This is a genomic window from Pseudomonas paraeruginosa (assembly GCF_003025345.2).
GTDB classification, from domain to species: Bacteria; Pseudomonadota; Gammaproteobacteria; order Pseudomonadales; family Pseudomonadaceae; genus Pseudomonas; species Pseudomonas paraeruginosa.
Genome location: NZ_CP020560.1, coordinates 1,372,773 through 1,397,203, shown reverse-complemented (window position 1 = coordinate 1,397,203; position 24,431 = coordinate 1,372,773). Strand labels below are relative to the sequence as shown.

Sequence of the window (24,431 nt, the reverse complement as noted above, 5' to 3'; positions counted from 1 at the left end):
TAAAAATACAGAACCCATCAGTCCAGTATTTCAATTGTATAAGCGCATGTCAGAACCCACCTCCTCCGTCGGTCCCGGCCGGCCCAAGGACCCGGCCAAGCGGGAAGCCATTCTCGAAGCGGCCAAGCGCCTGTTCCTCTGCAACGGCTACGACGGCAGCAGCATGGAAGCCATCGCCTCGGAAGCCGGCGTTTCCAAGCTCACCGTCTACAGCCACTTCACCGACAAGGAAACCCTGTTCAGCGAAGCGGTGAAGGCCAAGTGCGCCGAGCAGCTGCCCGCCCTGTACTTCCAGTTGGCCGAAGGCGCGCCGCTGCAGGCCGTGCTGCTGAACATCGCACGCGGCTTCCACCGGCTGATCAACAGCCACGAGGCGATCGCCCTGACCCGCCTGATGGCGGCCCAGGCCGGGCAGAACCCGAAGCTGTCCGAGCTGTTCTTCGAGGCCGGGCCGAAGCAGGTGCTAGACGAGATGGAGCGTCTCCTCGAGCAGGCGCGGAACAGAGGCCAACTGGCTTTTCCCGACCCGCGCCACGCCGCCGAGCACTTCTTCATGCTGGTCAAGGGCTGCGCCAATTACCGCCTGTTGATCGGCTGCGCCGAGCCGCTGGACGAGGCCGAAGGCGAGCGGCACGTGGAAGAGGTGGTGGCGCTGTTCCTGCGCGCCTTCGCCGTGCGCGACTGACGCGGCTCAGGCGCGACGGAACAAACGCGCCCGCGCCCGTCGCGGGCGCAGGGAGAACCAGCCGCGCGGCGCCAGGTCGCCGTCGTGGACGATGTCCCAGTGCTCGACCCAGTAGGCCAGCGCCGCCGCCAGGTCGATCATCGCCATCGCGGTGCCGGGACAGGCGCGGTCGCCGAGGCCGAACGGGAAGTAGGCCCCACGTGGCCAGCGCGCCGGTTCGAGGAAGCGTTCGGGACGGAACTCCAGCGGCGCCGCGAACCAACGGGGATCGCGCTGGGTGATCCAGCTCGAGACCATGGTCACGTCGCCGCGCTTCAGCCGCTGGCCGAACACCTCGATGTCTGCCGTCACCTGCCTCGGCGCCAGGCCGTAGGCCGGCGGGTACAGGCGCAGGCACTCCTGCAGCACCGCCCGGAGCAGCGCGCAATCGCGCAGATCGGCGACCGAGCGGATCGCCGTCCAATCCACTCCCGCCAGCTCGGCGCGTAGCCGCGCGAGCAACTCGGGACGCTGGGCCAGCAGCAGCAGGCTCCAGGTCAGGGTCACGCCGGTGGACTGGTGGGACGCCATGAGCAGGGTGCAGAGTTCATCGCGCAGGTCCGCCAGCGGCCGCGGCGAGCGCTCCGCCACCTCGCCCACCGCCTCGCGCAACTGGCCCAGCGCCCAGCGCTTGCGCGGGCACAGTTTGCTCGGGAACCAGTGGCCCAGCGGCAGGCCGGTGCTCATCTCCAGCAACGCCACCCGCGACAGCAGGCGCACCGCCTTGGCGATCCGATAGGCCGAAGGTTGCAGGTCGACGTCGAACAGCGCGTGGCCGCTGAGGGTGACGCTGAACGCAGCCATTTCCAGGTCAAGGTCGTATTCGCGCCCCTCCTCCACCCGCTCGCCCCACTGCGCAGCCAGGCGGCGCACCTCGCTGGCCGGCGGCGGCGCCAGATGCGGTCGTACCTCCTTGCGCCGGGCCTGGGCCGGAGCGCCCTCGCGCATCATGAAGCTGCGCCCGTTCCACTGTTTCAGCATGCACAGCGCCGGCTGCCAGCGTTGCAGGTCGTCGCGGCGGTCGACCATCAATTCCTGCACCGCCTGCGGATGGAACAGGCACCAGAGGCGCTGCGGCCCCATGCGGGCGACCGCGACGTCCGGCTGCGCGACGTGCATCTTCTGCAACCAGGCCAGCGGATCGCGTTGCATCTCCAGCCAGTGGCGGGCGCCGGCTCGACCATCGTTGGCCCAGGGCAGATGGGCCAGGCGCCGGCGGATCGGACAATCGCTGCTCTGCTGCATGCTCGCCGCCTCCCTGCGGGTCGAGACTCAGGCCTTGTTCAGGGCCTTCTTCGGATAGATGTCGTAGCGGCTGGACTTGCCGTCCAGGCTGTAGCCGGGCTTGGCGCCGTCGATGACCGGCGCCTTGCGCGGGCGCTTCACCACCACCCGATGGCTGGCCAGGGCCAGGGCCGCCTCCAGCAGCGCCGGGGCGTCGAGATCGTCGCCCACCAGCGGCCGGAACAGGCGCATTTCCTTCTTCACCAATGCGCTCTTGTCGCGATGGGGAAACATCGGGTCGAGGTAGACCACCTGCGGCGCCTCGCCCTCCCAGGCGCGCATCAGGTCCGCCGCGTTGCCGCCGAGCAGGCGCATCCGCGCGGCGATCGGCGCCACGTCGGGATCGCGCCGGGCGCGCTCCAGGCCATCCTCGAGGAGGGCTGCGATCAGCGGCTGGCGCTCGACCAGGGTCACCTCGCAGCCCAGGCTGGCGAGGACGAACCCATCCCGGCCCAGGCCGGCGGTGGCATCGAGGACGCGCGGGCGAACGCCCGGCTGGATGCCGACCGCCTTGGCGATCATCTGCCCGCTGCCGCCGCCGAACTTGCGCCGGTGAGCGCTGGCGCCCTCGACGAAGTCGACCCGCACCGGGCCGGGCGAATCCGGCCCCAGTTGCAGGACCTGCAGGCCCTGCTCGCCGACCTGCACGGCGAAATCCGCCTGGTCGTCCGCCGCCAGCGGCAGGCCGAGCCGTTCCGCCCAGTGCTGCGCGGCCTCGGCCCAGTCGGTGGAAAGGGCTTGGACATGCAGGCGGGGAGCGGCGGAATCGGTCATGGATCGGGCAATCGTCGGAGAAAACGCCGATTTTGCCAGAGTTGGTCGGCGTGCGCTCAGCGGCAGACCTTCCACAGCCCCATGTCGAGGTGGAAGTGATCGCGGTGAGCGGCGTTGTAGTCGGGCCCCAGCACCGCATTGAAACTGGCGCAGGCGCCATCCCGCACGCGGCGCAGGAAGCGTCCGTCGGCACCGTCGTCGGCCCAGTCCGTGGCCAGGCGGATTCGCCTCCCGTCGGCCAGGCGGAAGCCACTGATGTCCAGGGCATTGGCCGAAGCATGCTGGCTGCGCCGGCCACTCTCGCGGTTGTAGACGTTGCGGCAGGCGAAGCTGCCGACATGCTCGACCCGCGCCAGCGGCTGGCCATAGATGTCCACGGCTGCCGGCCGCAGCACGTGTCGCTCGAACAGCGCATAGCTCACCGCCAGCGGACAACTGGCGAGGAAGCTGCTGCTCAACTCGAGCGCCGCCCCTCGCACGCGCAGGCTGTTGCTCAAGGGGCAGGTAGCCGCTGGCGGGTCGTCGGCGACCCGCTGGTAGCGCAGTTGCGAGGTGGCCAGGGCGGCGTCGCAAAGAGCCCGGTCGTCGGCCAGCCGCCACAGTTTGTAGCGGGTCAGCAGGTTCGGCGGTTCACGCACGTCCAGCGGCAACCAGGGATTCCAGCGCGCCGGCAGGTCGAGCCACTGGTAGCGCAGCGCGGCGCCGAACGCCGCCAGCAGCAGGAATGGCAGCAACCAGGCCAGCCGGCGCACGGGTTCAGCGGAACAGGTCGTTGATGCGGTCGAACGGCATCGCCGCACGGGTCGCATCCAGGTCGCGCCGCGCCAGCGCCTGCGCGGCGTCGTGGAATGCGCCGAAGGCCACCCGGGCAAGGTTCGAGCCCAGGCTCACGCGCTTGACGCCGAGGGCCTCCAGTTCGTCCAGCGACAGTTCCAGGCGCGGCGAGCCGACCAGCACGTTGACCGGCTTCGGCGCCACCGCCTCGAGCACCGCGACGATCTGTTCGCGGCGGCTCAACCCGGGCGCGTAGAGCACATCGGCGCCGGCCTCGGCGTAGGCGCGCAGGCGCCGCAGGGTGTCGTCGAGATCCTCGCGGCCGTGCAGGAAGTTCTCCGCGCGGGCGCAGAGGGTGAACGGGAATGGCAGCGCACGGGCCGCCTCGACCGCCGCCTCGACCCGCTCCAGCGCGGCGGAAAACTCATAGATGGGCTGTCCGGCACGCCCGCTGGCATCCTCGATGGAACCACCGACCAGGCCGGCCTCGGCGGCCAGGCGGATGGTCGTGGCGCAGTCTTGCGGAGCATCGCCATAACCGTTTTCCAGGTCGGCGGCGACCGGCAGATCGGTGGCGGCGACGATCGCCCGGGCGTTCTCCAGCGCCTCGGCCCGGCTCACCGCGCCTTCCCCATCGCGCCGGCCCAGGGAGAACGCCAGGCCGGCGCTGGTGGTGGCAAGGGCGTCGAAGCCGAGGCTGGCGAGCATTTTCGCCGAACCGGCATCCCAGGGGTTGGGCAGCACCAGCAGGCCGGGCCCCTGGTGCAGGTCGCGGAAACGTTCGGCGCGCTGGCGTTGGCTGGTCATGGCGGGCTCCGTGGCAGGCAAAGGATTTCCCAGCGTAGGCGCATGTCGGCGGAGCGTCGAGCGAGGCAGCGTTCAGAGCAGGCCCAGCTGCTCCACTTCGGGGGCCGGAATCGGCTCGGGCAGCGCCGGCAAGCCCGGCAGACGCTCGCCGAGCAGCGCGTGGAAACGCTGGGCCTGCTGGGCCGCCAGATGATTGTCAGGGGTATGCAGGAACACGTAGGGAGTCAGGCCAGCCTCGATCCAGTCGACCACCTTGTCCACCCAGGGCAGGAGGAACACCTCGTTGGCCGGCAGGTCGGGACCGCCGATGAAACGCACCTGCGGCGAATCGCCGAAGGCTGCCGGACGAACCGGCAGGCGCGGCTTCTTAGACTGGGCGTGGAGGACCGCCGGATCGTCCGAACGGCAACTGAACAATGCCCGCGAATCCAGGCAGATACGCTCCACGCCACGCTCGCGCAGGTGGCGGTTGAGCAGCCGCTCGTCCTCGCCCTTGTCGAAGAACGCCGGGTGGCGCACTTCCACGGCGATCCGCCGCGGACTCAGCTCATCGAGGAAATACAGCAGTTCGCCCAGGCGCTGCGGGGTGAATGCCGCGGACAGTTGCAGCCACGCCGGGCTGACCCTTTCGCCAAGCGGCGCCAGCAGTTCGAGGAAGTCACCGGCGGCGTCGAGCCGTTCGCGCAGGTCGCCTTCGTGGCTGATGTCACGGGGAAACTTGGCGCAGAAGCGGAACCCCGGCGGCATCGTCTCGGCCCAGCGCTGCACGGTTTCCGCCGACGGCCGGGCATAGAAGGTGGTGTTGCCCTCGACCGCGTTGAAGATGCCGCCGTAGTGTGCGAGGTAGTCCGCGGAACGCAGTTCGCGGGGATAGAAGCTGCCGCGCCAGGCCGCCTCGTTCCAGGAAGGGCAGCCGAGGTAATAAGGAAGGGAAACCACGAGGAACGCGCTGAGCCGCTCAGGCGTAGAGGTCGAGGCCGAGGACGTCCTCGGCGCCGGCGTCGATGTTCAGGCTGGCGGTGGCGTTGTAGCTGGCCAGGGCCATCGCCGCGTGGCTGCTCACCGGACGCTGGAACGCCAGCACGTCGCGGGCGCTCACCGGCAGGCTGTCGCCGCTGGCCGAACCGGCCTGGACCTTGCGCGCCTGCGGCGCCTGCTCGAAGCCCTGGCTGCCGGAAACCGGCGCCGGCTGCTCGCGACGCGCCTCGACCTCGCGCTGCACGTCGCGATACGGCGTGACCGCGGAGCCCGGTCGGGCGCTGCGCTCCAGCGGCAACGATGAGGAAGAAAGTCCGTCGATACGCATGATCAAAACCCGGGGAAGTCATCACACTCTAGCCAGCCCCGAAAGGCTTGGCAATTACCGCTGCGCGCCGTTTCAGGGCGCCTTTTTCGGCGTCGCCACGTTATCGCGCAGGTACACCGGCAGGGCCTGCTCGGCGTCGACGCCCTCGCCGCGCGCCCAGGCGAAACCGGCCAGGCCCAGCAGGTCCTCGGCGTGCGGCAGCAGGCTGGCGTCGAACGCGGCCGGCTGCACCGGCATGCGCCCGGCGTAGCCCCAGCCGGTGCCGGCGCCGAACCAGTCCGCGTCGGCGGCCTCCCCTGGCAAGGCAACCTGCTCCGGCGGCAATACCGCCTCGACGCCGGCCAGGCGCATCTCGCCCTGCTGCAACCGGTAGCAACCCCAGTAGACCTCGTCCATGCGCGCGTCGATGGCCGCCGCGACCCGTTCCACGCCCTGCTCGCGATGAGCGCGCTGGGCCAGGATCGCCAGGTCGGAAACCGCCAGCACCGGGCGCTGCAGGGCGAAGGCCAGGCCCTGGACCACGCCGATGGCGATGCGCACGCCGGTGAAGGCGCCCGGGCCGCGCCCGAAGGCGATGGCGTCCACCGCGGAAAGGGCGACGCCGGCCTCGTCGAGCAGGTCGCGGACCATCGGTAGCAGGCGCTGGGCGTGCAGGCGCGGGATCACCTCGTAGTGACTGAGCACCCGCCCCTCGTGGAGCAGGGCGACGGAGCAGGCTTCGGTGGAGGTATCCAGGGCCAACAGAGTGGACATCGACGATTCCGCATGGTGAAAAGGACGCCGATTGTACCAGCCTTCGCCGCCCCGCAAACGCCGACGGCCCGCTAGCGGGCCGTCGGTGCTACAGCGCTGCGGATCAGCTCAGGGCCGAGAGCACTTTCGCGGTGATCTGCTCGACCGAGCCGACGCCGGCGATGCTGTGGTATTTCGGGGTGCCTTCGGCGGCCGAGAGCTTCTGGTAGAAGTCGACCAGCGGCTTGGTCTGCGAATGGTAGACCGACAGGCGGTGACGCACGGTCTCTTCCTTGTCGTCCTCGCGCTGGATCAGCTCCTCGCCGGTGACGTCGTCCTTGCCGGCGACCTTCGGCGGGTTGTGTTCGGTGTGATACACGCGACCGGAAGCCGGATGCACGCGCCGACCGGCGATGCGCGAAACGATCTCCTCGTCGTCGACGGCGATCTCGACCACGTGGTCGATGGTCACGCCGGCGTCCTTCAGCGCTTCGGCCTGCGGGATGGTGCGCGGGAAGCCGTCGAACAGGAAGCCCTTGGCGCAATCGGCCTCGGTGATGCGTTCCTTGATCAGGGCGATGATGATGTCGTCGGAAACCAGGCCGCCGCTGTCCATCACGCCTTTCACCTGCTGGCCCAGCGGGCTGCCGGCCTTGACCGCGGCGCGCAGCATGTCGCCGGTGGAGATCTGCGGAATGCCGAACTTCCCGGTGATGAACCGTGCCTGGGTGCCTTTGCCGGCACCGGGTGCCCCGAGCAGAATCACACGCATCGATATGCTCCTTAGAATTGGTAAGCGAAAGTCTGGATCCGCCTCGTGGGGCCAATCTCGTATTTGCGGGAAACGGCACTGTATGGCGCCGAAAAGGCTGTCCAAGATACACAGCGCCCCCCCACCGCACAAGACACCGAAAGTTGGCCCCCACCCTCCCTCATCCGGTGTTGCGCAGCCCGGCGGCGATCCCCGCCACCGTCACCAGCAGCGCCTGCTCCAGGCCGCCGCAGGCATCGCCCCGACAGCGCCGCGAGCGGGCCAGAAGCTCGGCCTGGAGCAGGTGCAGCGGGTCTAGATAGCTGTTGCGCACGCTGATCGACTCGCGGGTCTCGCTGGCATGGGCGAGCAGCAGCGACTGCCCGGTGAGGCCCAGCACCACGCGCACCGCCTGCGACAATAGGTCGCGTAAACGGCGCCCCAGCGGACGCAGTTCGAGCGGCACTAGACGTTCGTCGTAGAGCCGCGCGATATCCGCGTCGGCCTTGGCCAGGACCATCTCCAGCATGTCGATGCGGGTGGTGAAGAACGGCCATCGCTCACGCATCTGCCCGAGCAGCGCGCCCTCGCCGCGCTCGATGGCATTCAGCAGGGCGGTCTCCCAGCCGAGCCAGGCCGGCAGCATCAGGCGCGTCTGGGTCCAGGCGAAGATCCACGGAATCGCCCGCAGGCTCTCCACCCCGCCCTCGCGGCGCTTGGCCGGGCGGCTGCCCAGCGGCAGGCGGCCCAGTTCCTGCTCGGGCGTGGCCAGGCGGAAATACTCGACGAACTGCGGATCGTCGCGCACCACCCGGCGATAGGCGTGCAGCGCATCCTTCGCCAGGCGGTCCATCTGCGCGCGCCAGGCCGGCTCGGGCGCCGGCGGCGGCATCAGGGTCGCCTCCAGCACCGCGGCCAGGTAGAGGTTGAGGTTCTGTTCGGCGATGTCCGGCAGGCCGAACTTGAAGCGGATCATCTCGCCCTGCTCGGTGACCCGGAAACGCCCGGCCACCGAGCCCGGCGGCTGCGACAGGATCGCCGCGTGGGCCGGCCCGCCGCCGCGGCCGACGGTGCCGCCGCGACCGTGGAAGAGCAGCAGCTCGACCTCGTGGTGGCGGCAGATCTCCACCAGTTTTTCCTGCGCCCGGTACTGCGCCCAGGCGGCCGTCAGGGTGCCGGCATCCTTGGCCGAGTCGGAGTAGCCGATCATCACTTCCTGCACCCCGGAAAGCCGCGAGCGATAGCCCGGCAGGGTCAGCAGGCGCTCCATGCAGGGGCCGGCGTTATCGAGATCGTCGAGGGTCTCGAACAGCGGTACCACGCGCATCGGCCAGTCGACACCGCTCTCCTTCAGAAGCAACTGCACCGCCAGCACATCGGAAGGCTGGCCGGCCATCGAGATCACGTAGGAGCCCAGCGAGGCCGGCGGCGCGGCGGCGATCGCCCGGCAGGTGGCGAGCACCTCGGCGGTCTCCGCCGAGGGCTGGTAGTGCGCCGGCAGCAGGGGGCGGCGGCTGTTCAGTTCCTCGAGGAGGAATTCCAGGCGGGTCTTTTCGTCCCACTCGGCGTAGCTGCCCAGCTCCAGGTACTCGGTGATCTCGCTGAGCGCGGCGGCGTGCCGGCCGGCGTCCTGGCGCACGTCCAGGCGCACCAGGAACAGGCCGAAAGTGGCGGCGCGGCGCAGGCAGTCGAGCAGCGCGCCATCGGCGATCACGCCCATGCCGCAGGCGTGCAGCGACTCGTGGCACAGTTGCAGCGGCTCGACCAGGTCGCGGTTGTGCTCCAGGACACCCTCCGCGGCCGGCACTTCGCCAGCCAGGGCCTGGTGGGTCCAGCTACGGGTCAGCCGCAGGCGTTCGCGCAATTGCTTGAGCAGCGCGCGGTAGGGTTCGGCGCTATCGCCGACCCGCGCCAGCAGTGCCGGCGAAGCCTCCTGCATGGACAGCTCGGCGGCCAGCCGGTCGATATCGCGCAGGTAGAGGTCGGCGGCCATCCAGCGCGCCAGCAGCAGGACCTCACGGGTCACGCCGGCGGTGACGTTGGGATTGCCGTCGCGGTCGCCGCCCATCCAGGAGGCGAAGCGCAGCGGCGCGGCGCTCAGCGGCAGGCGCTCGCTGGTGCTGCGCAGGAGCACCTCGTCGACATGCCGGAGGACATTCGGCAAGGCCTCCCAGAGGGAATGCTCGATCACCGCGAAGCCCCATTTCGCCTCGTCCACCGGGGTCGGCCGGACCTTGCGGATCTCGTCGGTGTGCCAGGCCTCGGCCACCAGCCGCTGCAAGCGCCGCTGGATGCGGCTGCGCTCCTCCGGCAGCAGATCGGCATGGTCCTTGGTCGCCAGTTGCGCGGTGATCGCGTCGTACTTCTGGATCAACGTGCGCCGCGCCACCTCGGTGGGATGGGCGGTGAGCACCAGTTCGATCTCCAGCCCGGCGAGCTGGCGGGCCAGTTGCCCCGGGGTATGCCCGGCGTCCTTGAGACGCCCCAGCAGTTCTTCCAGCGCCAGGTTCTCGAACGGTTCCGGCTCGTTCGGCCGGCGCCGGCGGATGCGATGGTACTGCTCGGCGATGTTGGCCAGGTTGAGGAACTGGTTGAAGGCCCGCGCCACCGGCAGCAGTTCGCTTTCCTCGAGGCCGTCGAGGGTCGCGGTGAGCTGCTGGGCGCCCTCCGCGGAACCGCGGCGGGCGGCCTTGGCGCCCTTGCGGATGCGTTCGATCTTGTCGAGGAACGCGGGTCCGTATTGTTCGCGGATGGTATCGCCAAGCAGTTCGCCCAGCTGGTGGACGTCCTCGCGCAGGCGCGCGTCGATTTCCGGCATGACCTGTCTCCACTGCGGGTGGGAAAGCCAGCTTGGCTCAGGCGCCCCCGCGCTTACAAGCCCGCAGCGTGCCAGCACGCCCCACCGGGCGGCGAACGGAACGCCGGAGGACTAACCTGTAGGAAGTGCCCGCACCGAGGCACGGCCCCACGAGGGCATACCCGCCGCGCCCGCCACGACCGGGCAGAAGAGGTCAGCATGAAGATCCGTGAGCTTGTCCGCCATTGGGAACACACCGCCAGGGGCCGCATGGCCCGCAGCCGCTACAGCGTACCGCTGGATGTCGAGAGCGCCGCGCGCCTCGCCGCCCTGCACGAGATGTACCCCAGGCGCAGCGTCGAGGAACTGCTCGGCGAACTGGTCGGCGCCGCCCTCGAGGAACTCGAGGCGAGCTTCCCCTATGTGAAGGGAAATCAGGTGGTGGCCACCGACGAACAGGGCGACCCGCTCTACGAGGACGTCGGCCCGACCCCGCGTTTCCTCTCGCTGTCGCGCAAGTACCTGCAGGAACTCACCGCCCAGCAGGACACTTCCAGCCACTGAGGCGCCTGCCTCAGCCGTGGCGCTTGTGCACCCCGGGCACGTGCAGGTGTCCGGCGCCGGCGCAGTCATCGGCGATCGGCGATAGCGGCGCCGGCTGCTCCAGTTCGCGGAGGATGCCGCAGGCCTCGCTGTTGCCGGCGACCGTGCAGCGCGAGCCGAGGTCCTGCAGTTGCTCGCGCAGCGCCTGGAGTTCGGCGATGCGTACCTCGACATGGTGCAGGTGCTCGTCGATCAGCCGGTTGGCGGTACCGCAGTCCGCCTCGGGGCGGTCGCGCAAGGCCAGCAGGGTGCGGATTTCCTCCTGGGTCATGTCCAGCGAACGGCAATGGCGGATGAACGACAGGCGTTCGACGTGCGCCAGCGTGTACTGCCGGTAGTTGCCTTCGCTGCGCCCCGGCTCGGGCAACAGTCCCTCGCGCTCGTAGTAGCGGATGGTTTCCACCGGGCAGCCGGTGCGTTTCGCCAGTTCACCGATCTTCATCGTCCCTCCTCGCCGCGGCCAGCCTCCGGCTATGGGAATTGCCAGTACCGCTTGACTCTGTAGTTGCTACAGGGTGTGCAATCGCATCCAACACGTCAAACGGGAATTGTTTCCATGAGCCACGAACACGCCGACACCTGCTGTCACGGTCACGGTCACGGTCACGGTCACGGTCACGGACATGATCATGGGCATCGCCACGCGCCCCGTCCCGCGCTGGCTGCCATCGGAACCCTGGCCGGCAACGCCGAGCTGCGCTGGAGCGACCTGCGCATCGAAGCGATGGACTGCCCCACCGAAGAGCGCCTGATCCGCGATGCCCTCGGCCGCCAGCCGGCGGTGGAGTCGCTGGAGTTCAACCTGATGCAGCGCCTGCTGCGGGTCCAGCATCGCTTCGACAGCGTCGAGCCGCTGCAGAAGCTGATCGCCGGCCTCGGCATGCAGGCGGTGCCGCTGGACGCTGGCGAAGGGCTCGACGGGCCCTCGGAAGCGCCGACGAAACCCTGGTGGCCATTGGCCCTGGCCGGCGTCATGGCGCTGGCCTCGGAAGTCGTCCACTGGTTCGGCCTGGCGCCGGACTGGGTGGTCGCCGGCCTCGCCCTGCTGGCGATCCTCGGCGCCGGCCTGCCGACCTACCGCAAGGGCTGGATCGCCCTGAAGAACCGCAACCTGAACATCAACGCGCTGATGAGCATCGCCGTGACCGGTGCCGTGCTGATCGGCCAGTGGCCGGAAGCGGCGATGGTCAGCGTGCTGTTCGCCATCGCCGAACTGATCGAGGCGAAGTCCCTGGATCGCGCGCGCAACGCCATCCGCGGTCTGCTGCAACTGGCTCCGGAACAGGCCACGGTGCTGGTCGGCGGCGAATGGAAGGAGTTGCCGGCCAAGCAAGTGGAGCTGGAAGCCACCGTGCGCGTGAAGCCCGGCGAACGCATCGCCCTCGATGGCGAGGTGATCAGCGGCCGCTCCAGCGTCAACCAGGCGCCGATCACCGGCGAAAGCCTGCCGGTGGAGAAGGAGGTCGGCGAGCCGCTGTTCGCCGGCAGCATCAACGGCGAGGGCGCGCTGGAATACCGCGTCACCCGCCGCGCCGACGACAGCACCCTGGCACGGATCATCCACGCGGTGGAGGAAGCCCAGGGCTCCCGCGCGCCGACCCAGCGCTTCGTCGACAGCTTCGCCCGCGTCTACACCCCGGTGGTGTTCCTCATCGCCCTGGCCACCGCGGTGCTGCCGCCATTGCTGCTCGGCGGCGCCTGGCTGGACTGGATCTACCGGGCGCTGGTGCTGCTGGTGATCGCCTGTCCCTGCGCCCTGGTGATCTCGACCCCGGTGACCATCGTCAGCGGCCTGTCCGCCGCGGCGCGCCTGGGCATCCTGATCAAGGGCGGGGTGTTCCTCGAACTCGGCCGCAAGCTGTCCTGGGTCGCCCTCGACAAGACCGGCACCATCACCCACGGCAAGCCGCAGCAGACCGATTACCTGCCGATCGCGGAAGATGAAGGGACGGATGCGCGCCTGCTCGCCGCCAGCCTGGCCGCGCGTTCCGACCACCCGGTATCGCGCGCCGTGGCCAACGCAGCGGAAGAGGACGGCCTCGCCCTGGGCGTGGTCGAGGACCTCACCGCGCTGCCGGGACGCGGTGTCAGCGGACGCATCGATGGCGTGCTCTACCACCTCGGCAACCATCGCCTGGTGGAAGAACTGGGGCTCTGCTCGCCAGCCCTGGAAGAGCGCCTGGACGCCCTGGAGCGCCAGGGCAAGACCGTCATCGCGCTGTGCGACCCGCAGCGGGTGCGGGCCCTGTTCGCGGTCGCCGACGGGGTCAAGGACAGCAGCCGCGAGGCGATCCGCGAGCTGCACCAACTGGATGTGAAGACCCTGATGCTGACCGGCGACAACCCGCACACCGCCGCCGCCATCGCCAGCCAGGTGGGTATCGACGCGGCGCGCGGCAACCTGCTGCCGGAAGACAAGCTGCGCGAAGTGGAAGCGCGTCAGGCCGACGGTTCGCGGGTCGGCATGGTCGGCGACGGGATCAACGACGCACCCGCGCTGGCGCGCGCCGACATCGGCTTCGCCATGGGCGCGGCGGGCACCGACACCGCCATCGAGACCGCCGGCGTGGCGCTGATGGACGACGACCTGCGCAAGCTGCCGCAGTTCATCCGCCTGTCGCGTACCACCCACGCGATCCTGATCCAGAACATCAGCCTCGCCCTGGGTATCAAAGCGGTGTTCCTCGCCCTCACCCTGGCCGGCGAAGGCACCCTGTGGATGGCGGTGTTCGCCGACATGGGCGCCAGCCTGCTGGTGGTGTTCAACGGCCTGCGCCTGTTGCGCAAGCGTTTCTGACAGCCGCCTGCGCTTCGACGAGCCCCACTCCGGTGGGGCTTTTTTCTGTCCGTGGGAACCCGGGGGCTCTGCGCTGCGCTGCCGCCGCAACCCACGTGCAGCGGGCCGCCGTCGCTGCGAATGAGCTGCCGCGACCACCTCGTGAGCCGACCGTTCGGTCAGAAAAATTCAGATTTTTTTTTGAACCCCTGAACAAACGGGGGAGTCACTAAACGTACATGGCCAATCGCCAACCCCCTGATCAGGGGTTCGCGCAGGCTTGCTCAGTGAGCAGGAAAAATCGCCAGGGAAATTCGGAAACGGGTCCCCGGCAATGGCCAGAAGTGAAAAAGCCAAGGAATCAGCATCCCTGTCAGAGGAAATTTCCCATGGAGCAAAAAGCGATGAGCAAGCAACACACCGGTTCCCTGCGTGGCCTCAAGCTGGCCCTGCTGGCCGTAGGCAGCAGCCTGGTCCTGGCCGGCTGCGCCGGCAACCCGCCGACCGAGCAGTTCGCCGTGACCGAGTCCGCGGTGAACAACGCGGTGAGCGCCGGCGGCCCGGAATACGCCCCGGTCGAGATGAAGTCCGCCCAGGACAAGCTGAGCCAGGCGCGCATCGCCATGAACGACAAGGAATACGACCAGGCCAAGCGCCTGGCCCAGCAGGCCGAGTGGGATGCCCGGGTCGCCGAGCGCAAGACCCAGGCCGCCAAGGCGCAGAAAGCCGTGAAGGATGCCCAGCAGGGCGTCATGGAACTGCGCGAGGAAGGCATGCGCGATACGCAGCCTTAAGCCCGTCCCCGCCCTTCTTTCGTCGATTCGTGATTAAGGATGACTCCTATGCGTAAGTACATTGCCCTCCCCGCCGTTTCCCTGCTGGCCCTGGCGTTGGCCGCCTGCTCGACGCCACCGAATGCCAACCTGGAACAGGCCCGCAGCAACTTCTCCGCGCTGCAGTCGCAGCCCGACGCGACCAAGGTCGCGGCCCTGGAAACCAAGGATGCCGGCGACTGGCTGGCCAAGGCCGACAAGGCCTACCAGGATGGCGAAGACCAGCGCGACGTCGACCAGTTGGCCTACCTCACCAACCAGCGCATCGAACTGGCCAAGCAGACCATCGTCCTGCGCAATGCCGAGTCGCAACTGCAGAACGCTTCCGCCCAGCGCGCCCAGGCCCGCCTCGACGCGCGCACCGCGCAACTGGACAAGCTGCGCAGCCAGCTGAACGCCAAGCAGACCTCGCGCGGCACCATGGTGACCTTTGGCGACGTGCTGTTCGACCTCGACAAGTCCGACCTCAAGCCCGGCGCCATGCGCAACATCCAGCAACTGGCCGAGTTCCTCCAGCAGAACCCCGAGCGCCAGGTGATCGTCGAGGGCTACACCGACAGCACCGGTTCGGCCAACTACAACCAGCGCCTGTCCGAGCGCCGCGCCGACTCCGTGCGCATGGCCCTGCTCAGCCGCGGCATCAGCCCGGAACGCGTGGCCACCCGTGGCTACGGCAAGGAGTATCCGGTCGCCAGCAACGGCACCAGCTCCGGCCGCGCCATGAACCGTCGCGTGGAAGTGACCATCTCCAACGACGCCAAGCCGGTCGCGCCGCGCTCTTCCGTCAGCGGCTGACCACCGTCGCGATACGCAAAAGCCCCGCCGCCCGGCGGGGCTTTTGCATTGGCACCCGCGAAGCGCCTCAGCGGGGGCCGCGCCGTTCGTCCAGCAAACGCCGGTAGCGCTCGGCCATCGACGCATCGAAGGCGACCAGGACGATCTCCTCCAGGCTTCCGCCCTCCGGGCGTGGCCGGCAGACTTCCTCGATGGCGATCGTCGCGGCCAGTTCCAACGGATAGCCGTAGATGCCGCAACTGATCGCGGGAAAGGCGACGCTGGCCGCCTCGGCCTGCTCGGCCAGGGCCAGGCTGTGTCGATAGCAACTGGCGAGCAGTTCCGCCTCGCCGTTGTCGCCACCGCGCCAGACCGGGCCGACGGTATGGATCACATGCGCCGCCGACAGGCGGAAACCAGGGGTGATTTTCGCCGCGCCGGTCTTGCAACCGTGCAGCAGGCGGCACGCTGCCGCCAGCTCGGGACCGGCGGCGCGGTGGATCGCGCCGTCGACCCCGCCGCCACCGAGCAGCGAGGAATTCGCCGCGTTGACGATGACATCCACCGCAAGACGGGTGATGTCCCCCTGCCAGACGCGGACCTCGGTCATTTCACTTCCTGCGGGACTTCCTGTCCGGCGCAGCGCACGGCGTGCTTCCGGTTGTCCACCAGCACGCCGGAAAGGCCTTTCTGCTCGGTGTCGAACAGCACCAGCACGCCGTCGATGCACTGCGCGACCTGCTTGGCCGGCTGCAGGGACAGCTTCACATCCTCGCCGGGGAGGCTCTTGAGCATGGTGAAGTCGGCCAGCAACAGGGCGTCCTGCGGCTTGGCGAAATGCAGGTAGCCGTAATACCAGAGCACGCCGACGGTGACGAAGATGGTACCGATGCCGGTCAGGATGCAGGGGAGTACGTTACGCTCGCTCATGGATTGCCTTCGGGTTGCGCGGATTCGCGGTTCGGGATTTCGGCCAGCCGGCGCAGGCCGGTGAAGCCATGGGGGTCGTCGAGAAAGCGCAGCATCACTTCCTGCCAGGTCGCTTCGGCGAAGGTCTGCACGTGGCCACCACGGGTCAGTTGCAGGACCTTCGGCGGCCGCGCCTGGCGATACAGGGCGATGCCGTTCTCGAGGGGCACAATGGTATCGTCGATGCTGTGAAAGAACAGCATGGGTGCGCCAGAAAGCCGCGCCACCGAATGGATCGCGCTGTCGCCGTCGGGCACCAGCCAGGACAACGGCACCTGCAGCGGCCAGGTCAGCCAGGCGCCGTCCAGCATGTGCCGGGCGATGCCGCGGTAGCTCGCCGGCACGCCGTCGAACACCAGCGCCTTGAACTGCGCCTGGCGTTCGGGATGTCCGGCCAGGTAGTGGATCGCCAGCGCGCCGCCGAGGCTCTGCCCGAGCAGCACGCGCTCGGTGCCTTTCACTTCCGGCGCCTGGTCGAGCCAGGCGAAGGCCGCGTCGATGTCGCGGTAGACCTCCGGCAGTCCCGGCTCGCCCTCCGACTGGCCATAGCCGCGGTAGTCGAGCATCAGCACCTGGTAGCCCTCGGCGGGCAGCCACCAGGTGCCGCCGAGGTGCCAGGAGAGGTTGCCACCGTTGCCATGCAGGTAGAGCACTGTGCCTTTCACCGGCACGCCTTTCTTCGCCGGCAGCCACCAGGCGCGCAGGCGCACGCCGTCGGCGGTGGTCAGGCTGACGTCGCGATACTCCAGGCCGGCGCGCGCCGGAGTGATCTGCACCACGGGCTCGGGATAGAACAGCAGCGAGCTGCAGCCGCCCAGCAGCAGGCCGGCCAGCGCCAGCAGGGGGATCAGCAGGCGCTTCATCCGTTGTTGGTCCTCACCTCTTCGCGCGCACGAAAGGTGGCGTCGTAGATGCGTCCGGCCAGGCGCGAGAATGGCAGGCTCTGCAGCCAGACGGTGCCGCTGCCCTTTAGGGTGGTCAGCAGCAATCCTTCGCCGCCGAACAGCATGCTCTTCAGACCGCCGGCCAGTTGCACGTCATAGTCGATGCCGTCGGTGAAGGCCACCAGGCAACCGGTGTCGACCCGCAGCGTCTCGTCGTGCAACTGGCGGCGGATCAGCGTGCCGCCGGCGTGGACGAAGACCAGGCCATCGCCCTCGAGCTTCTGCAGGATGAAGCCCTCGCCGCCGAAGAAACCGGCGCCCAGGCGCTTGGTGAAGGCGATGCCGACCCGGGTGCCATAGGCTGCGCAGAGGAACGAGTCCTTCTGGCAGAACAGGCGCCCGCCGACATCGTCCAGGTCCACCGGCAGCACGCTGCCCGGATAGGGCGCGGCGAAGGCCACGTGCTGCTTGCCCTGGCCCTCGTTGGTGAAGTGGGTCATGAACACCGATTCGCCGCCGAGCTTGCGCTTGCCGGCGCTCCACAGCTTGCCCAGCAGGCTGCCGTCGGAGCCGTCGCCCATCCGCGCGGTGAAGCGGATGTCGCCGGTCATGTAGTTCATCGCCCCCGCCTCGGCGATCACGGTTTCCCCGGGGTCGAGTTCGATCTCCACGGTCTGCATGGACTCGCCGAGGATGCGGTAGTCGAGTTCGTGGCTGGCCATCGCCGTTCTCCTTGCTTGCCGGCCGACCGCCCGCGCGCGCACCGGGAAGGACCGGTACGGCGGGAACGGTCAGAGGATGTTCGCGTAGTCCGCTTCGATGCGGTCCAGGCTGAGGTGATTGAGGAAGTTCGAGAAGCACATCCAGGCCGACAGCGCGTTGAGGTCGCGGAACTGCGGCGGCAGGTACTTCGGCGGCGCCACCAGGCCCTCGTCGACCAGTTGGCGCAGGGTACGCATGTCTTCCAGGGTGGTCTTGCCGCAGAACAGCAGGGGGATCTGCTCGAGCTTGCCCTTGCGCACCGCCAGCTGGATGTAGTTGTAGATGAGGATGAAGCCCTTCAGGTACGACAGGTCCTTGGTGAACGGCAGGCCGTCCGGTGTCGAGCCGCGGAACACCCGGCTGGCGTTCTGGTAGCTGTCTTCCAGGCTGTAGCCCTGCTCGCGGTAGAAATGGAACACGTCGAGGAAGTCGGCGCCCTCCTCGGCCATGTGGATCGCCCGGGTGCGGTTGGTCAGCTTGCGCAGGCGGGTCGGGTAGGAGGCGAAGGCGATCACCTCCATCAGGATCGCCAGGCCTTCCTGGGTCACCGTGGAGGACGGCGGGCCCTTGGCGAGGAAGGTGCAGATCGGCTGGTTCAGGCCGTTCAGGGTGGTGCCGACATGCACCAGACCTTCGTGGACCTCCAGCGCGCGCACGTCGCGCTCGTTGAACAGGGCATCGGCGCGCACCTTGATGTAGTCGGCGCCGGCCGCCGCGTCGGCGACGATGCCGTCGGACTCGAAGACGCGGATGGTGCCCTCCTCCTCGCCGAACACGGTGTTCAGCCGCGCCTGCAGGATCGGCACGACCTCCTTGGCGGTCAGGGTCTTGGGTTCGTCCTTGAGGTCGCCGCGGTCGGCGATGTTGTTCAGGTAGTCGGAGAGCATCAGGCCGAGGTCGGCCAGGGTCGGATCGCCGGCGTGGAAGGCATCCGAGGCCGAGCCGTAGAGTTCCTGGGAGATCAGCCCGAGGTCCGGGGTGCCGCGCGCCTCGAGCATGCGGATGACCATCCGGTATTCCTTGCACATCCGCCGCATGATCTGCCCGACCGGGTTGAACTGGCCGAGCTGGCGGGTGATGTCGCGCTCGATGTTCTGGAATTCCTGCTTCTTGGCGCTGGCGTCGAAGGCCAGCGGGCGGCTGTCGTAGTAGCCGCGATCGACCTTCGGCGCGTGCTTTCCACGGCCCTTGAGGAAGTCCTGGCGGATCCCGTCGTCCCACTTGATCGCGTCCAGCACGCGGATCGGCGTCTGCGCCTCGACGATGCGGTCGGACAGGGAGCGGATGATCTTCTGGTAGTCGTTCTGCGCCTTGCGCTGGCTCATCGGCAATCTCATTGGGTGACCCGCTGGAAGCGGGCGGCCTCGACGAACACGTCGGAATTGGCGGGATCGTTCAGGTAGGCGAAGACCTTTTCCAGCGGGCTGCGCACCAGCGCGCCCTTGCCCTGCTCGCTGTCGACGGTCTCGCCGTCGAGCTGGCCTTTGCCGAGGTCCTCGACGATGCGCTCGACATCGAGGTTGTAGATCACCAGTTCGTCGCCGTCGGTGATCTCGAAGCCGGCGATCGCGAAGTTGCCGCCCAGGCTCTTCGGCAGGCCGGCCGACAGGTACCAGCGCTTGCCCTGGTGGGACACGGTGAAGCCGTAGTCCTCCAGGCTCTCGGTATTGTCCTTGCTGTCCACGTAGCTGACCGCGCGGTAAACATTGCTGCCGGAACGGGTGATCTCGAGGAACTGTTCCTCCTTCCACTCGTTTTCCCGGCTCCAGGTGCCGAGCAGGTGGCTGGGCGCCGCCTCCCGCGGCGGGATCGGCTCCTTGAAGGTGACCAGGCATCCGCCCAGCAGCAGGAAACTCAGGACCACCAGGCAACGCCAGGCTTTCATCACACGCTCCTTAGGAACCCTCCAGCCCCTGCGACCCGCTGGCCGAGGCAAGGTTCGGCTATGAAAAACCCCGCCATGGCGGGGTTGGACGCTCGGGTCAGAGGCCCATGACCAGGTTCAGGTACCGTCTGAGTATGGCGCGCATTTCGTCCACGGCCAGTTGCTCCACCCCATCCACGAGGCCCTGATATTCCATCTGCAGAATAATCGACGTCAACACCTTGGCGTCCTGCTCGGGCTCGCTGGAGCCGAGCACCTGGAAGAAATGCACCGCGCCGAGGGAGAGGATCCGCTGGTGGGCGTCGGCCAGTTCGCGCAGGCGCGGGTTGAGCAGCACCTCCTGGCGAAAGGCCTGCTCGGCCAACAGGTGTTCGCGGCGCTCGGTGAGCTGGACCTGGACGTACTGCACGGCCAGCTCGACGATCTGCTCCACCAGCGAGCCACGGGCGCCGGGGTCGCCGGCCAGGACCGCGGCCATCTCCTGGAGGTCGCCCTCCACACTGCGCCAGAATGCCGACAGCGCCTCGGCGTTGCGCTCGACGAAGAGGGTGAAGGTGTCGGTGATGAGGTCGTCGATGTCCTTGAAATAGTAGGTGGTGGCCGACAACGGCACCTGGGCCTCGGCGGCCACCGCGCGGTGGCGCACGGCGCGCACGCCATCGCGGACGATCAGGCGCATGGCGGCGTCGAGGATCGCCTGGCGGCGCTGCTCGCTGCCCTGGCGGCTGGCCTTGCGGCCCTGGTACCTGACGCTCTCGGCCACCGCGCTGGCGGCCTGGGCGGCGCTGTCTCTGGGAGCTACTCGGGGCACGGTGTTTCCTCCGCTCGCGGACGATGGGGCATTGTTCGGGCTTTTTCGCGTGGAATCAATCGGCCGCTATCGGGGATCTCCGGTCCCGCCCGCACCTCCCGTGGTCAGCCGGCGGATCGGCGGCTATCGGCCCCAGGCCAGGCAGCCGGGATACCGCGTGGCCATGAAAAAACCGCCCGAAGGCGGCTTTTCCATGGACTGTTGCGGGACTCAGGCCTGCGGGCGCATGTGCGGGAACAGGATCACGTCGCGGATCGACGGCGAGTTGGTCAGCAGCATCACCAGGCGGTCGATGCCGATGCCTTCGCCGGCGGTCGGCGGCATGCCGTATTCCAGGGCGTTGATGAAGTCGGCGTCGTAGTGCATCGCCTCGTCATCGCCGGCGTCCTTCTCCTTGACCTGCAACATGAAGCGCTCGGCCTGGTCCTCGGCATCGTTCAGCTCGGAATAGGCGTTGGCGATCTCGCGGCCGCCGATGAACAGCTCGAAGCGGTCGGTGACGCTCGGGTCCTCGTCGTTGCGGCGGGCCAGCGGCGAAACCTCGAAGGGGTAGCGGGTGATGAAGTGCGGCTGCTCCAGCTTGTGCTCCACCAGCTCTTCGAAAATCATCACCTGCAGCTTGCCCAGGCCTTCGTGGCCGAGGACCTTGGCGCCGGCCTTCCTGGCGATGGCCCGGGCCTTCTCGACGTCGTTGAGGTCGGCGGGGGTGATCTCCGGGTTGTACTTGAGGATCGAGTCGTACACCGACAGGCGCACGAACGGCTCGCCGAAGTGGAAGACCTTGTCGCCGTACGGCACGTCGGTGCTGCCGAGAACCGCCTGGGCCAGCTCTCGGAACAGTTCCTCGGTCAGGTCCATGTTGTCTTCGTAGTCGGCGTAGGCCTGGTAGAACTCGAGCATGGTGAACTCGGGGTTGTGCCGGGTCGAGACGCCTTCGTTGCGGAAGTTGCGGTTGATCTCGAAGACCTTCTCGAAACCGCCGACCACCAGGCGCTTGAGGTACAGCTCCGGGGCGATGCGCAGGAACATGGCCATGTCCAGCGCATTGTGATGGGTCTCGAACGGCTTGGCCGCGGCGCCGCCGGGGATGGTCTGCAGCATCGGGGTCTCCACTTCGAGGAAACCGCGCTCGCTGAGGAAGCGGCGGATGTGGGCGATGACCTGGGAGCGCACGCGGAAGGTGTGGCGGGTTTCCTCGTTGACCATCAGGTCGACGTAGCGCTGGCGGTAGCGCTGCTCGGTGTCGGTCAGGCCATGGTGCTTGTCCGGCAGCGGGCGCAGCGACTTGGTCAGCAGGCGCACGCTGGTCATGTCGACGTACAGGTCGCCCTTGCCCGAGCGCGCCAGCACGCCTTCGGCGCCGATGATGTCGCCCAGGTCCCAGGTCTTGATCTCGGCCAGGGTCTCTTCCGGCAGGGTCTTGCGGTTGACGTAGACCTGCAGGCGCTCGCTGCTGTCCTGGAGGACGATGAAGGAACCGCGGTTGAGCATGATCCGACCGGCGACCTTGACCGGGATGGCTGCGGCTTCCAGCTCTTCCTTGGTCTTGTCCGCGTACTGTTTCTGCAGGTCCGCGAAATAGGCGTCGCGGCGGAAGTCGTTGGGGAAGGCGATGGCCCGCGCTTCGCGCACGGCGGCAAGCTTTTCCTTGCGCTGGGCGATCAGCTTGTTTTCTTCCTGTTGCAGTTCGTGCTGGTCGAGTTGTTGGTCGCTCATGGTCTTGGTGGTTCCTGGTTAGGCTCTCTTGCCTGTGGAAACGGATTGCGCAACAGGGGGGCGAGCGCGGGGCCTGGCAAGGCGAAAAATGGCGAGGGCGCGGAGTTTACGCCGGTAAACGCGCGGTCCGAGCCATTTTCCAACGCGGCATGGCCAAGCGCAGCGGCTTTACAGCCCCTGTTTGAGGCTGGCTTCGAGGTATTCGTCTAGGTCGCCGTCGAGCACCTTGTCGCAGTCGCTGCGCTCGATGCCGGTGCGCAGGTCCTTGATCCGCGACTGGTCGAGCACGTAGGAGCGGATCTGGTGACCCCAGCCGATGTCCGACTTGGTGTCCTCCAGCGCCTGCGAGGCGGCGGTGCGCTTCTGCATCTCCTGCTCGTACAACTTGGCCCGCAGCATCTTCATCGCGGTGTCCTTGTTGGCGTGCTGGGAGCGTTCGTTCTGGCACGCCACCACGGTGTTGGTCGGCACGTGGGTGATCCGCACCGCCGAATCGGTGGTGTTCACGTGCTGACCGCCCGCGCCGGAGGAGCGGTAGGTGTCGATGCGCAGGTCGGCCGGGTTGATCTCGATCTCGATGTTGTCGTCGATCTCGGGCGACACGAACACCGCGGTGAACGAGGTATGGCGACGGTTGCCGGAATCGAACGGGCTCTTGCGCACCAGGCGGTGCACGCCGATCTCGGTGCGCAGCCAGCCGAAGGCGTACTCGCCCTTGATGTGCACGGTGGCGCCCTTGATACCGGCGACCTCGCCCTCGGACAGCTCGATGATGGTGGCGTCGAAGCCGTGCTTGTCGGCCCAGCGCAGGTACATGCGCAGCAGCATGTTGGCCCAGTCCTGGGCCTCGGTGCCGCCGGAACCGGCCTGGATGTCCAGGTAGGCGTTGTTCGGGTCCATCTCGCCGCTGAACATGCGGCGGAACTCCAGCTTCTCGAGGATCTCGCGCAGGCGCTCGACTTCGCCGGCGACGTCGCCGGCGGCCCCCTCGTCGCCTTCCTCGACGGCCATGTCCAGCAGGTCGCGGGAATCGGCCAGGCCGCTGGTCAGGTCGTCCAGGGTTTCCACCACCTGCGCCAGCTGGGCGCGCTCACGGCCGAGGTTCTGGGCGTATTCGGGGTTGTTCCAGACGTTGGGGTCTTCGAGCTCGCGGTTTACTTCGACCAGGCGATCATGCTTCTGATCGTAGTCAAAGATACCCCCGAATGGTCTGGGTGCGCTCGGAGAGGTCCTTGATGCTGTTGAGGATCGGGTTGATTTCCATGGCTGGCGGTCACTCGCGGGGAAAACGTCGAAAAGCTGCGAAGTATACTGCACTTGCGCCGCGCCGGCAGTACGCCGAGCGCGATTTAACGCTACCGGCGACGCATGGCCGTCGCTCAGCCGGCCGCCGGCGGCGTCGGTTGCTCCAGCAGGCCGACCTGGTTGCGGCCATTGTTCTTGGCCTGGTAGAGCGCCTGGTCGGCCATCTCGATGAGGACCCGGAAGGTCTGCCCGCCACCGCCCGGCACCAGGGTGCTGACGCCGATGCTGACGGTCAGGTGCGAGCCGGGGCGCGGCTGGTCGTGGCTGATCTGCAGGCTCTCCACCGTGCGCCGGACCTTCTCCGCGAGCAATCGCGCACCGCCTGGCGAGGTGCCCGGCAGGACCATGGCGAACTCCTCGCCGCCATAGCGCGCCGCCAGGTCCGACGAACGGCTGCAGCCTTCGCGGATGGCCCCGGCGACCTGGCGCAGAGCCTCGTCGCCGGCGACGTGGCCGAAGGTGTCGTTGTAGCTCTTGAAATAGTCCACGTCGATCATCAGCAGCGACAGCTGCGACTGCTCGCGCAGCGAGCGGCGCCACTCCATCTCCAGGTATTCGTCGAAGTGGCGGCGATTGGACAGGCCGGTCAGGCCGTCGGAGTTCATCAGCCGCTGTAGCACCAGGTTGGTCTCCAGCAATTGCTGCTGGCTCTCGCGCAGCGCCCGGTAGGCCTCGTCGCGCTGCTGCAGGGCGATGTACGAGCGCGAGTGGTAGCGGATCCGTGCCACCAGTTCGATGGCATCCGGCAGCTTGACCAGATAGTCGTTGGCGCCGGCGGCGAACGCCGCGCTCTTCACCGTCGGTTCCTCCTTGGTCGACAGGACGATGATCGGGATGTCCCGGGTAGCCGGGTTGCCACGGTAGGCGGCGAGCAGCGTCAGGCCGTCGACGCCGGGCATCACCAGGTCCTGGAGGATCACCGTCGGCTTGATCTGGTTGGCCACCGCCACCGCCTGCTGCGGATCGGAACAGAAATGGAAGTCGATGCCCGCCTCGCTCGCCAGCGAGCGACGCACAGCCTCTCCGATCATGGCCTGATCATCGACAAGCAATACCATGACCGCGCCATCCACGGGGGCGCTCAGGTCTGTCTTGCTCTCATGAGGGTTGTGCATGTTTCTCTCCGGGACCGGGGCCCCTCGTATCAAATTGAATGCTGTTCCA

25 protein-coding genes are annotated in these 24,431 nt (G+C 68.0%); 5 read left to right on the top strand and 20 right to left on the bottom strand.

The genetic code is table 11. The annotated features are described in order from the left end of the window. Positions 1–46: 46 nt before the first annotated feature. Positions 47–685 (top strand): efflux system transcriptional repressor MexL, encoded by a 639-nt coding sequence (gene mexL, locus B7D75_RS06760; RefSeq protein ID WP_012074677.1) that lies wholly within the window; start codon positions 47–49, stop codon positions 683–685. 6 nt (positions 686–691) lie between these two features. Here mexL and B7D75_RS06755 read toward each other — a convergent pair whose 3' ends face one another. The 9 genes from B7D75_RS06755 to ppc form a co-directional block, all read right to left on the bottom strand. Next, positions 692–1,969 (bottom strand): cytochrome P450, encoded by a 1,278-nt coding sequence (locus B7D75_RS06755; RefSeq protein ID WP_058129848.1) that lies wholly within the window; start codon positions 1,967–1,969, stop codon positions 692–694. Between the two features lie 27 nt (positions 1,970–1,996). Beyond that, entirely contained in the window at positions 1,997–2,782 is a 786-nt protein-coding gene (locus B7D75_RS06750) for a class I SAM-dependent methyltransferase (RefSeq protein ID WP_107113865.1), read from the bottom strand. A 56-nt stretch (positions 2,783–2,838) separates the two neighbouring features. Further along, entirely contained in the window at positions 2,839–3,534 is a 696-nt protein-coding gene (locus B7D75_RS06745; RefSeq protein WP_033996815.1) for an extensin-like domain-containing protein, read from the bottom strand. 4 nt (positions 3,535–3,538) lie between these two features. After that, positions 3,539–4,363, bottom strand: coding sequence for an isocitrate lyase/PEP mutase family protein (locus B7D75_RS06740; RefSeq protein ID WP_003156669.1), 825 nt, complete (start codon positions 4,361–4,363; stop codon positions 3,539–3,541). Between the two features lie 72 nt (positions 4,364–4,435). Further along, positions 4,436–5,302 (bottom strand): DUF72 domain-containing protein, encoded by an 867-nt coding sequence (locus B7D75_RS06735; RefSeq protein ID WP_012074672.1) that lies wholly within the window; start codon positions 5,300–5,302, stop codon positions 4,436–4,438. 19 nt (positions 5,303–5,321) lie between these two features. Continuing rightward, on the bottom strand, positions 5,322–5,669 hold the full coding sequence (locus tag B7D75_RS06730; protein WP_023443263.1) for a hypothetical protein: 348 nt from the start codon (positions 5,667–5,669) through the stop codon (positions 5,322–5,324). A gap of 72 nt (positions 5,670–5,741) precedes the next feature. After that, the gene (gene tsaB, locus B7D75_RS06725) at positions 5,742–6,422 is read right to left on the bottom strand and encodes a tRNA (adenosine(37)-N6)-threonylcarbamoyltransferase complex dimerization subunit type 1 TsaB (protein WP_012074670.1); all 681 of its coding nucleotides are present in this window, start codon (positions 6,420–6,422) and stop codon (positions 5,742–5,744) included. A 103-nt stretch (positions 6,423–6,525) separates the two neighbouring features. After that, positions 6,526–7,173, bottom strand: a complete 648-nt coding sequence (gene adk / locus B7D75_RS06720; protein WP_107113864.1) for an adenylate kinase — start codon at positions 7,171–7,173, stop codon at positions 6,526–6,528. A 160-nt stretch (positions 7,174–7,333) separates the two neighbouring features. Then, positions 7,334–9,970 carry a phosphoenolpyruvate carboxylase gene (gene ppc, locus B7D75_RS06715; protein ID WP_107113863.1) on the bottom strand — a complete coding sequence of 879 codons (2,637 nt, stop codon included), beginning with the start codon at positions 9,968–9,970 and terminating at the stop codon, positions 7,334–7,336. Between the two features lie 198 nt (positions 9,971–10,168). Between ppc and B7D75_RS06710 the strand changes: the two genes are divergently transcribed. Beyond that, positions 10,169–10,513, top strand: coding sequence for a hypothetical protein (locus tag B7D75_RS06710; RefSeq protein ID WP_003154107.1), 345 nt, complete (start codon positions 10,169–10,171; stop codon positions 10,511–10,513). A gap of 10 nt (positions 10,514–10,523) precedes the next feature. Here the strand turns inward: B7D75_RS06710 and cadR are convergent, their stop codons facing one another. Beyond that, positions 10,524–10,994: a Cd(II)/Pb(II)-responsive transcriptional regulator gene (gene cadR, locus B7D75_RS06705; protein ID WP_003154109.1), complete on the bottom strand. Its 471-nt coding sequence runs from the start codon at positions 10,992–10,994 to the stop codon at positions 10,524–10,526. A gap of 114 nt (positions 10,995–11,108) precedes the next feature. Between cadR and B7D75_RS06700 the strand changes: the two genes are divergently transcribed. From B7D75_RS06700 to B7D75_RS06690, 3 genes are all read left to right on the top strand, one after another. Next, a complete protein-coding gene (locus tag B7D75_RS06700) occupies positions 11,109–13,349 on the top strand; it encodes a heavy metal translocating P-type ATPase (RefSeq protein ID WP_107113862.1) in 2,241 nt (746 codons plus the stop codon). Positions 13,350–13,717: 368 nt separating this feature from the next. Beyond that, positions 13,718–14,122: a DUF4398 domain-containing protein gene (locus B7D75_RS06695; protein WP_012074666.1), complete on the top strand. Its 405-nt coding sequence runs from the start codon at positions 13,718–13,720 to the stop codon at positions 14,120–14,122. 48 nt (positions 14,123–14,170) lie between these two features. Further along, positions 14,171–14,956 (top strand): OmpA family protein, encoded by a 786-nt coding sequence (locus B7D75_RS06690; protein WP_003154112.1) that lies wholly within the window; start codon positions 14,171–14,173, stop codon positions 14,954–14,956. Positions 14,957–15,023: 67 nt separating this feature from the next. Here B7D75_RS06690 and B7D75_RS06685 read toward each other — a convergent pair whose 3' ends face one another. From B7D75_RS06685 to wspR, 10 genes are all read right to left on the bottom strand, one after another. Further along, positions 15,024–15,545 carry an O-acetyl-ADP-ribose deacetylase gene (locus B7D75_RS06685; protein ID WP_058146072.1) on the bottom strand — a complete coding sequence of 174 codons (522 nt, stop codon included), beginning with the start codon at positions 15,543–15,545 and terminating at the stop codon, positions 15,024–15,026. Then, entirely contained in the window at positions 15,542–15,865 is a 324-nt protein-coding gene (locus B7D75_RS06680; RefSeq protein WP_003154115.1) for a hypothetical protein, read from the bottom strand. The genes B7D75_RS06685 and B7D75_RS06680 overlap by 4 nt, the downstream gene beginning before the upstream one ends. Then, complete coding sequence (locus B7D75_RS06675; RefSeq protein WP_012074665.1) at positions 15,862–16,767, bottom strand: alpha/beta hydrolase; 906 nt, start codon at positions 16,765–16,767, stop codon at positions 15,862–15,864. Before B7D75_RS06675 ends, B7D75_RS06680 begins: the two co-directional genes overlap by 4 nt. Continuing rightward, complete coding sequence (locus tag B7D75_RS06670) at positions 16,764–17,510, bottom strand: TIGR00266 family protein (protein WP_034080296.1); 747 nt, start codon at positions 17,508–17,510, stop codon at positions 16,764–16,766. Before B7D75_RS06670 ends, B7D75_RS06675 begins: the two co-directional genes overlap by 4 nt. A gap of 69 nt (positions 17,511–17,579) precedes the next feature. After that, on the bottom strand, positions 17,580–18,875 hold the full coding sequence (locus tag B7D75_RS06665) for a flavohemoglobin expression-modulating QEGLA motif protein (protein ID WP_003154120.1): 1,296 nt from the start codon (positions 18,873–18,875) through the stop codon (positions 17,580–17,582). Between the two features lie 8 nt (positions 18,876–18,883). Then, positions 18,884–19,435 (bottom strand): hypothetical protein, encoded by a 552-nt coding sequence (locus B7D75_RS06660; RefSeq protein WP_003154121.1) that lies wholly within the window; start codon positions 19,433–19,435, stop codon positions 18,884–18,886. Positions 19,436–19,532: 97 nt separating this feature from the next. Then, entirely contained in the window at positions 19,533–20,246 is a 714-nt protein-coding gene (locus B7D75_RS06655) for a TetR/AcrR family transcriptional regulator (RefSeq protein ID WP_012074664.1), read from the bottom strand. A gap of 210 nt (positions 20,247–20,456) precedes the next feature. Further along, on the bottom strand, positions 20,457–21,962 hold the full coding sequence (gene lysS / locus B7D75_RS06650) for a lysine--tRNA ligase (protein WP_003152290.1): 1,506 nt from the start codon (positions 21,960–21,962) through the stop codon (positions 20,457–20,459). 168 nt (positions 21,963–22,130) lie between these two features. Continuing rightward, positions 22,131–23,226, bottom strand: a protein-coding gene (gene prfB, locus B7D75_RS06645; protein WP_107113861.1) for a peptide chain release factor 2 whose coding sequence is annotated in 2 segments (ribosomal slippage) — positions 22,131–23,153 and positions 23,155–23,226 — 1,095 coding nt in all. Because the reading frame shifts where the segments join, the coding sequence is not laid out codon by codon here. Between the two features lie 115 nt (positions 23,227–23,341). Next, entirely contained in the window at positions 23,342–24,382 is a 1,041-nt protein-coding gene (gene wspR, locus B7D75_RS06640; protein WP_003152286.1) for a Wsp signal transduction system regulator diguanylate cyclase WspR, read from the bottom strand. Positions 24,383–24,431: the final 49 nt, after the last annotated feature.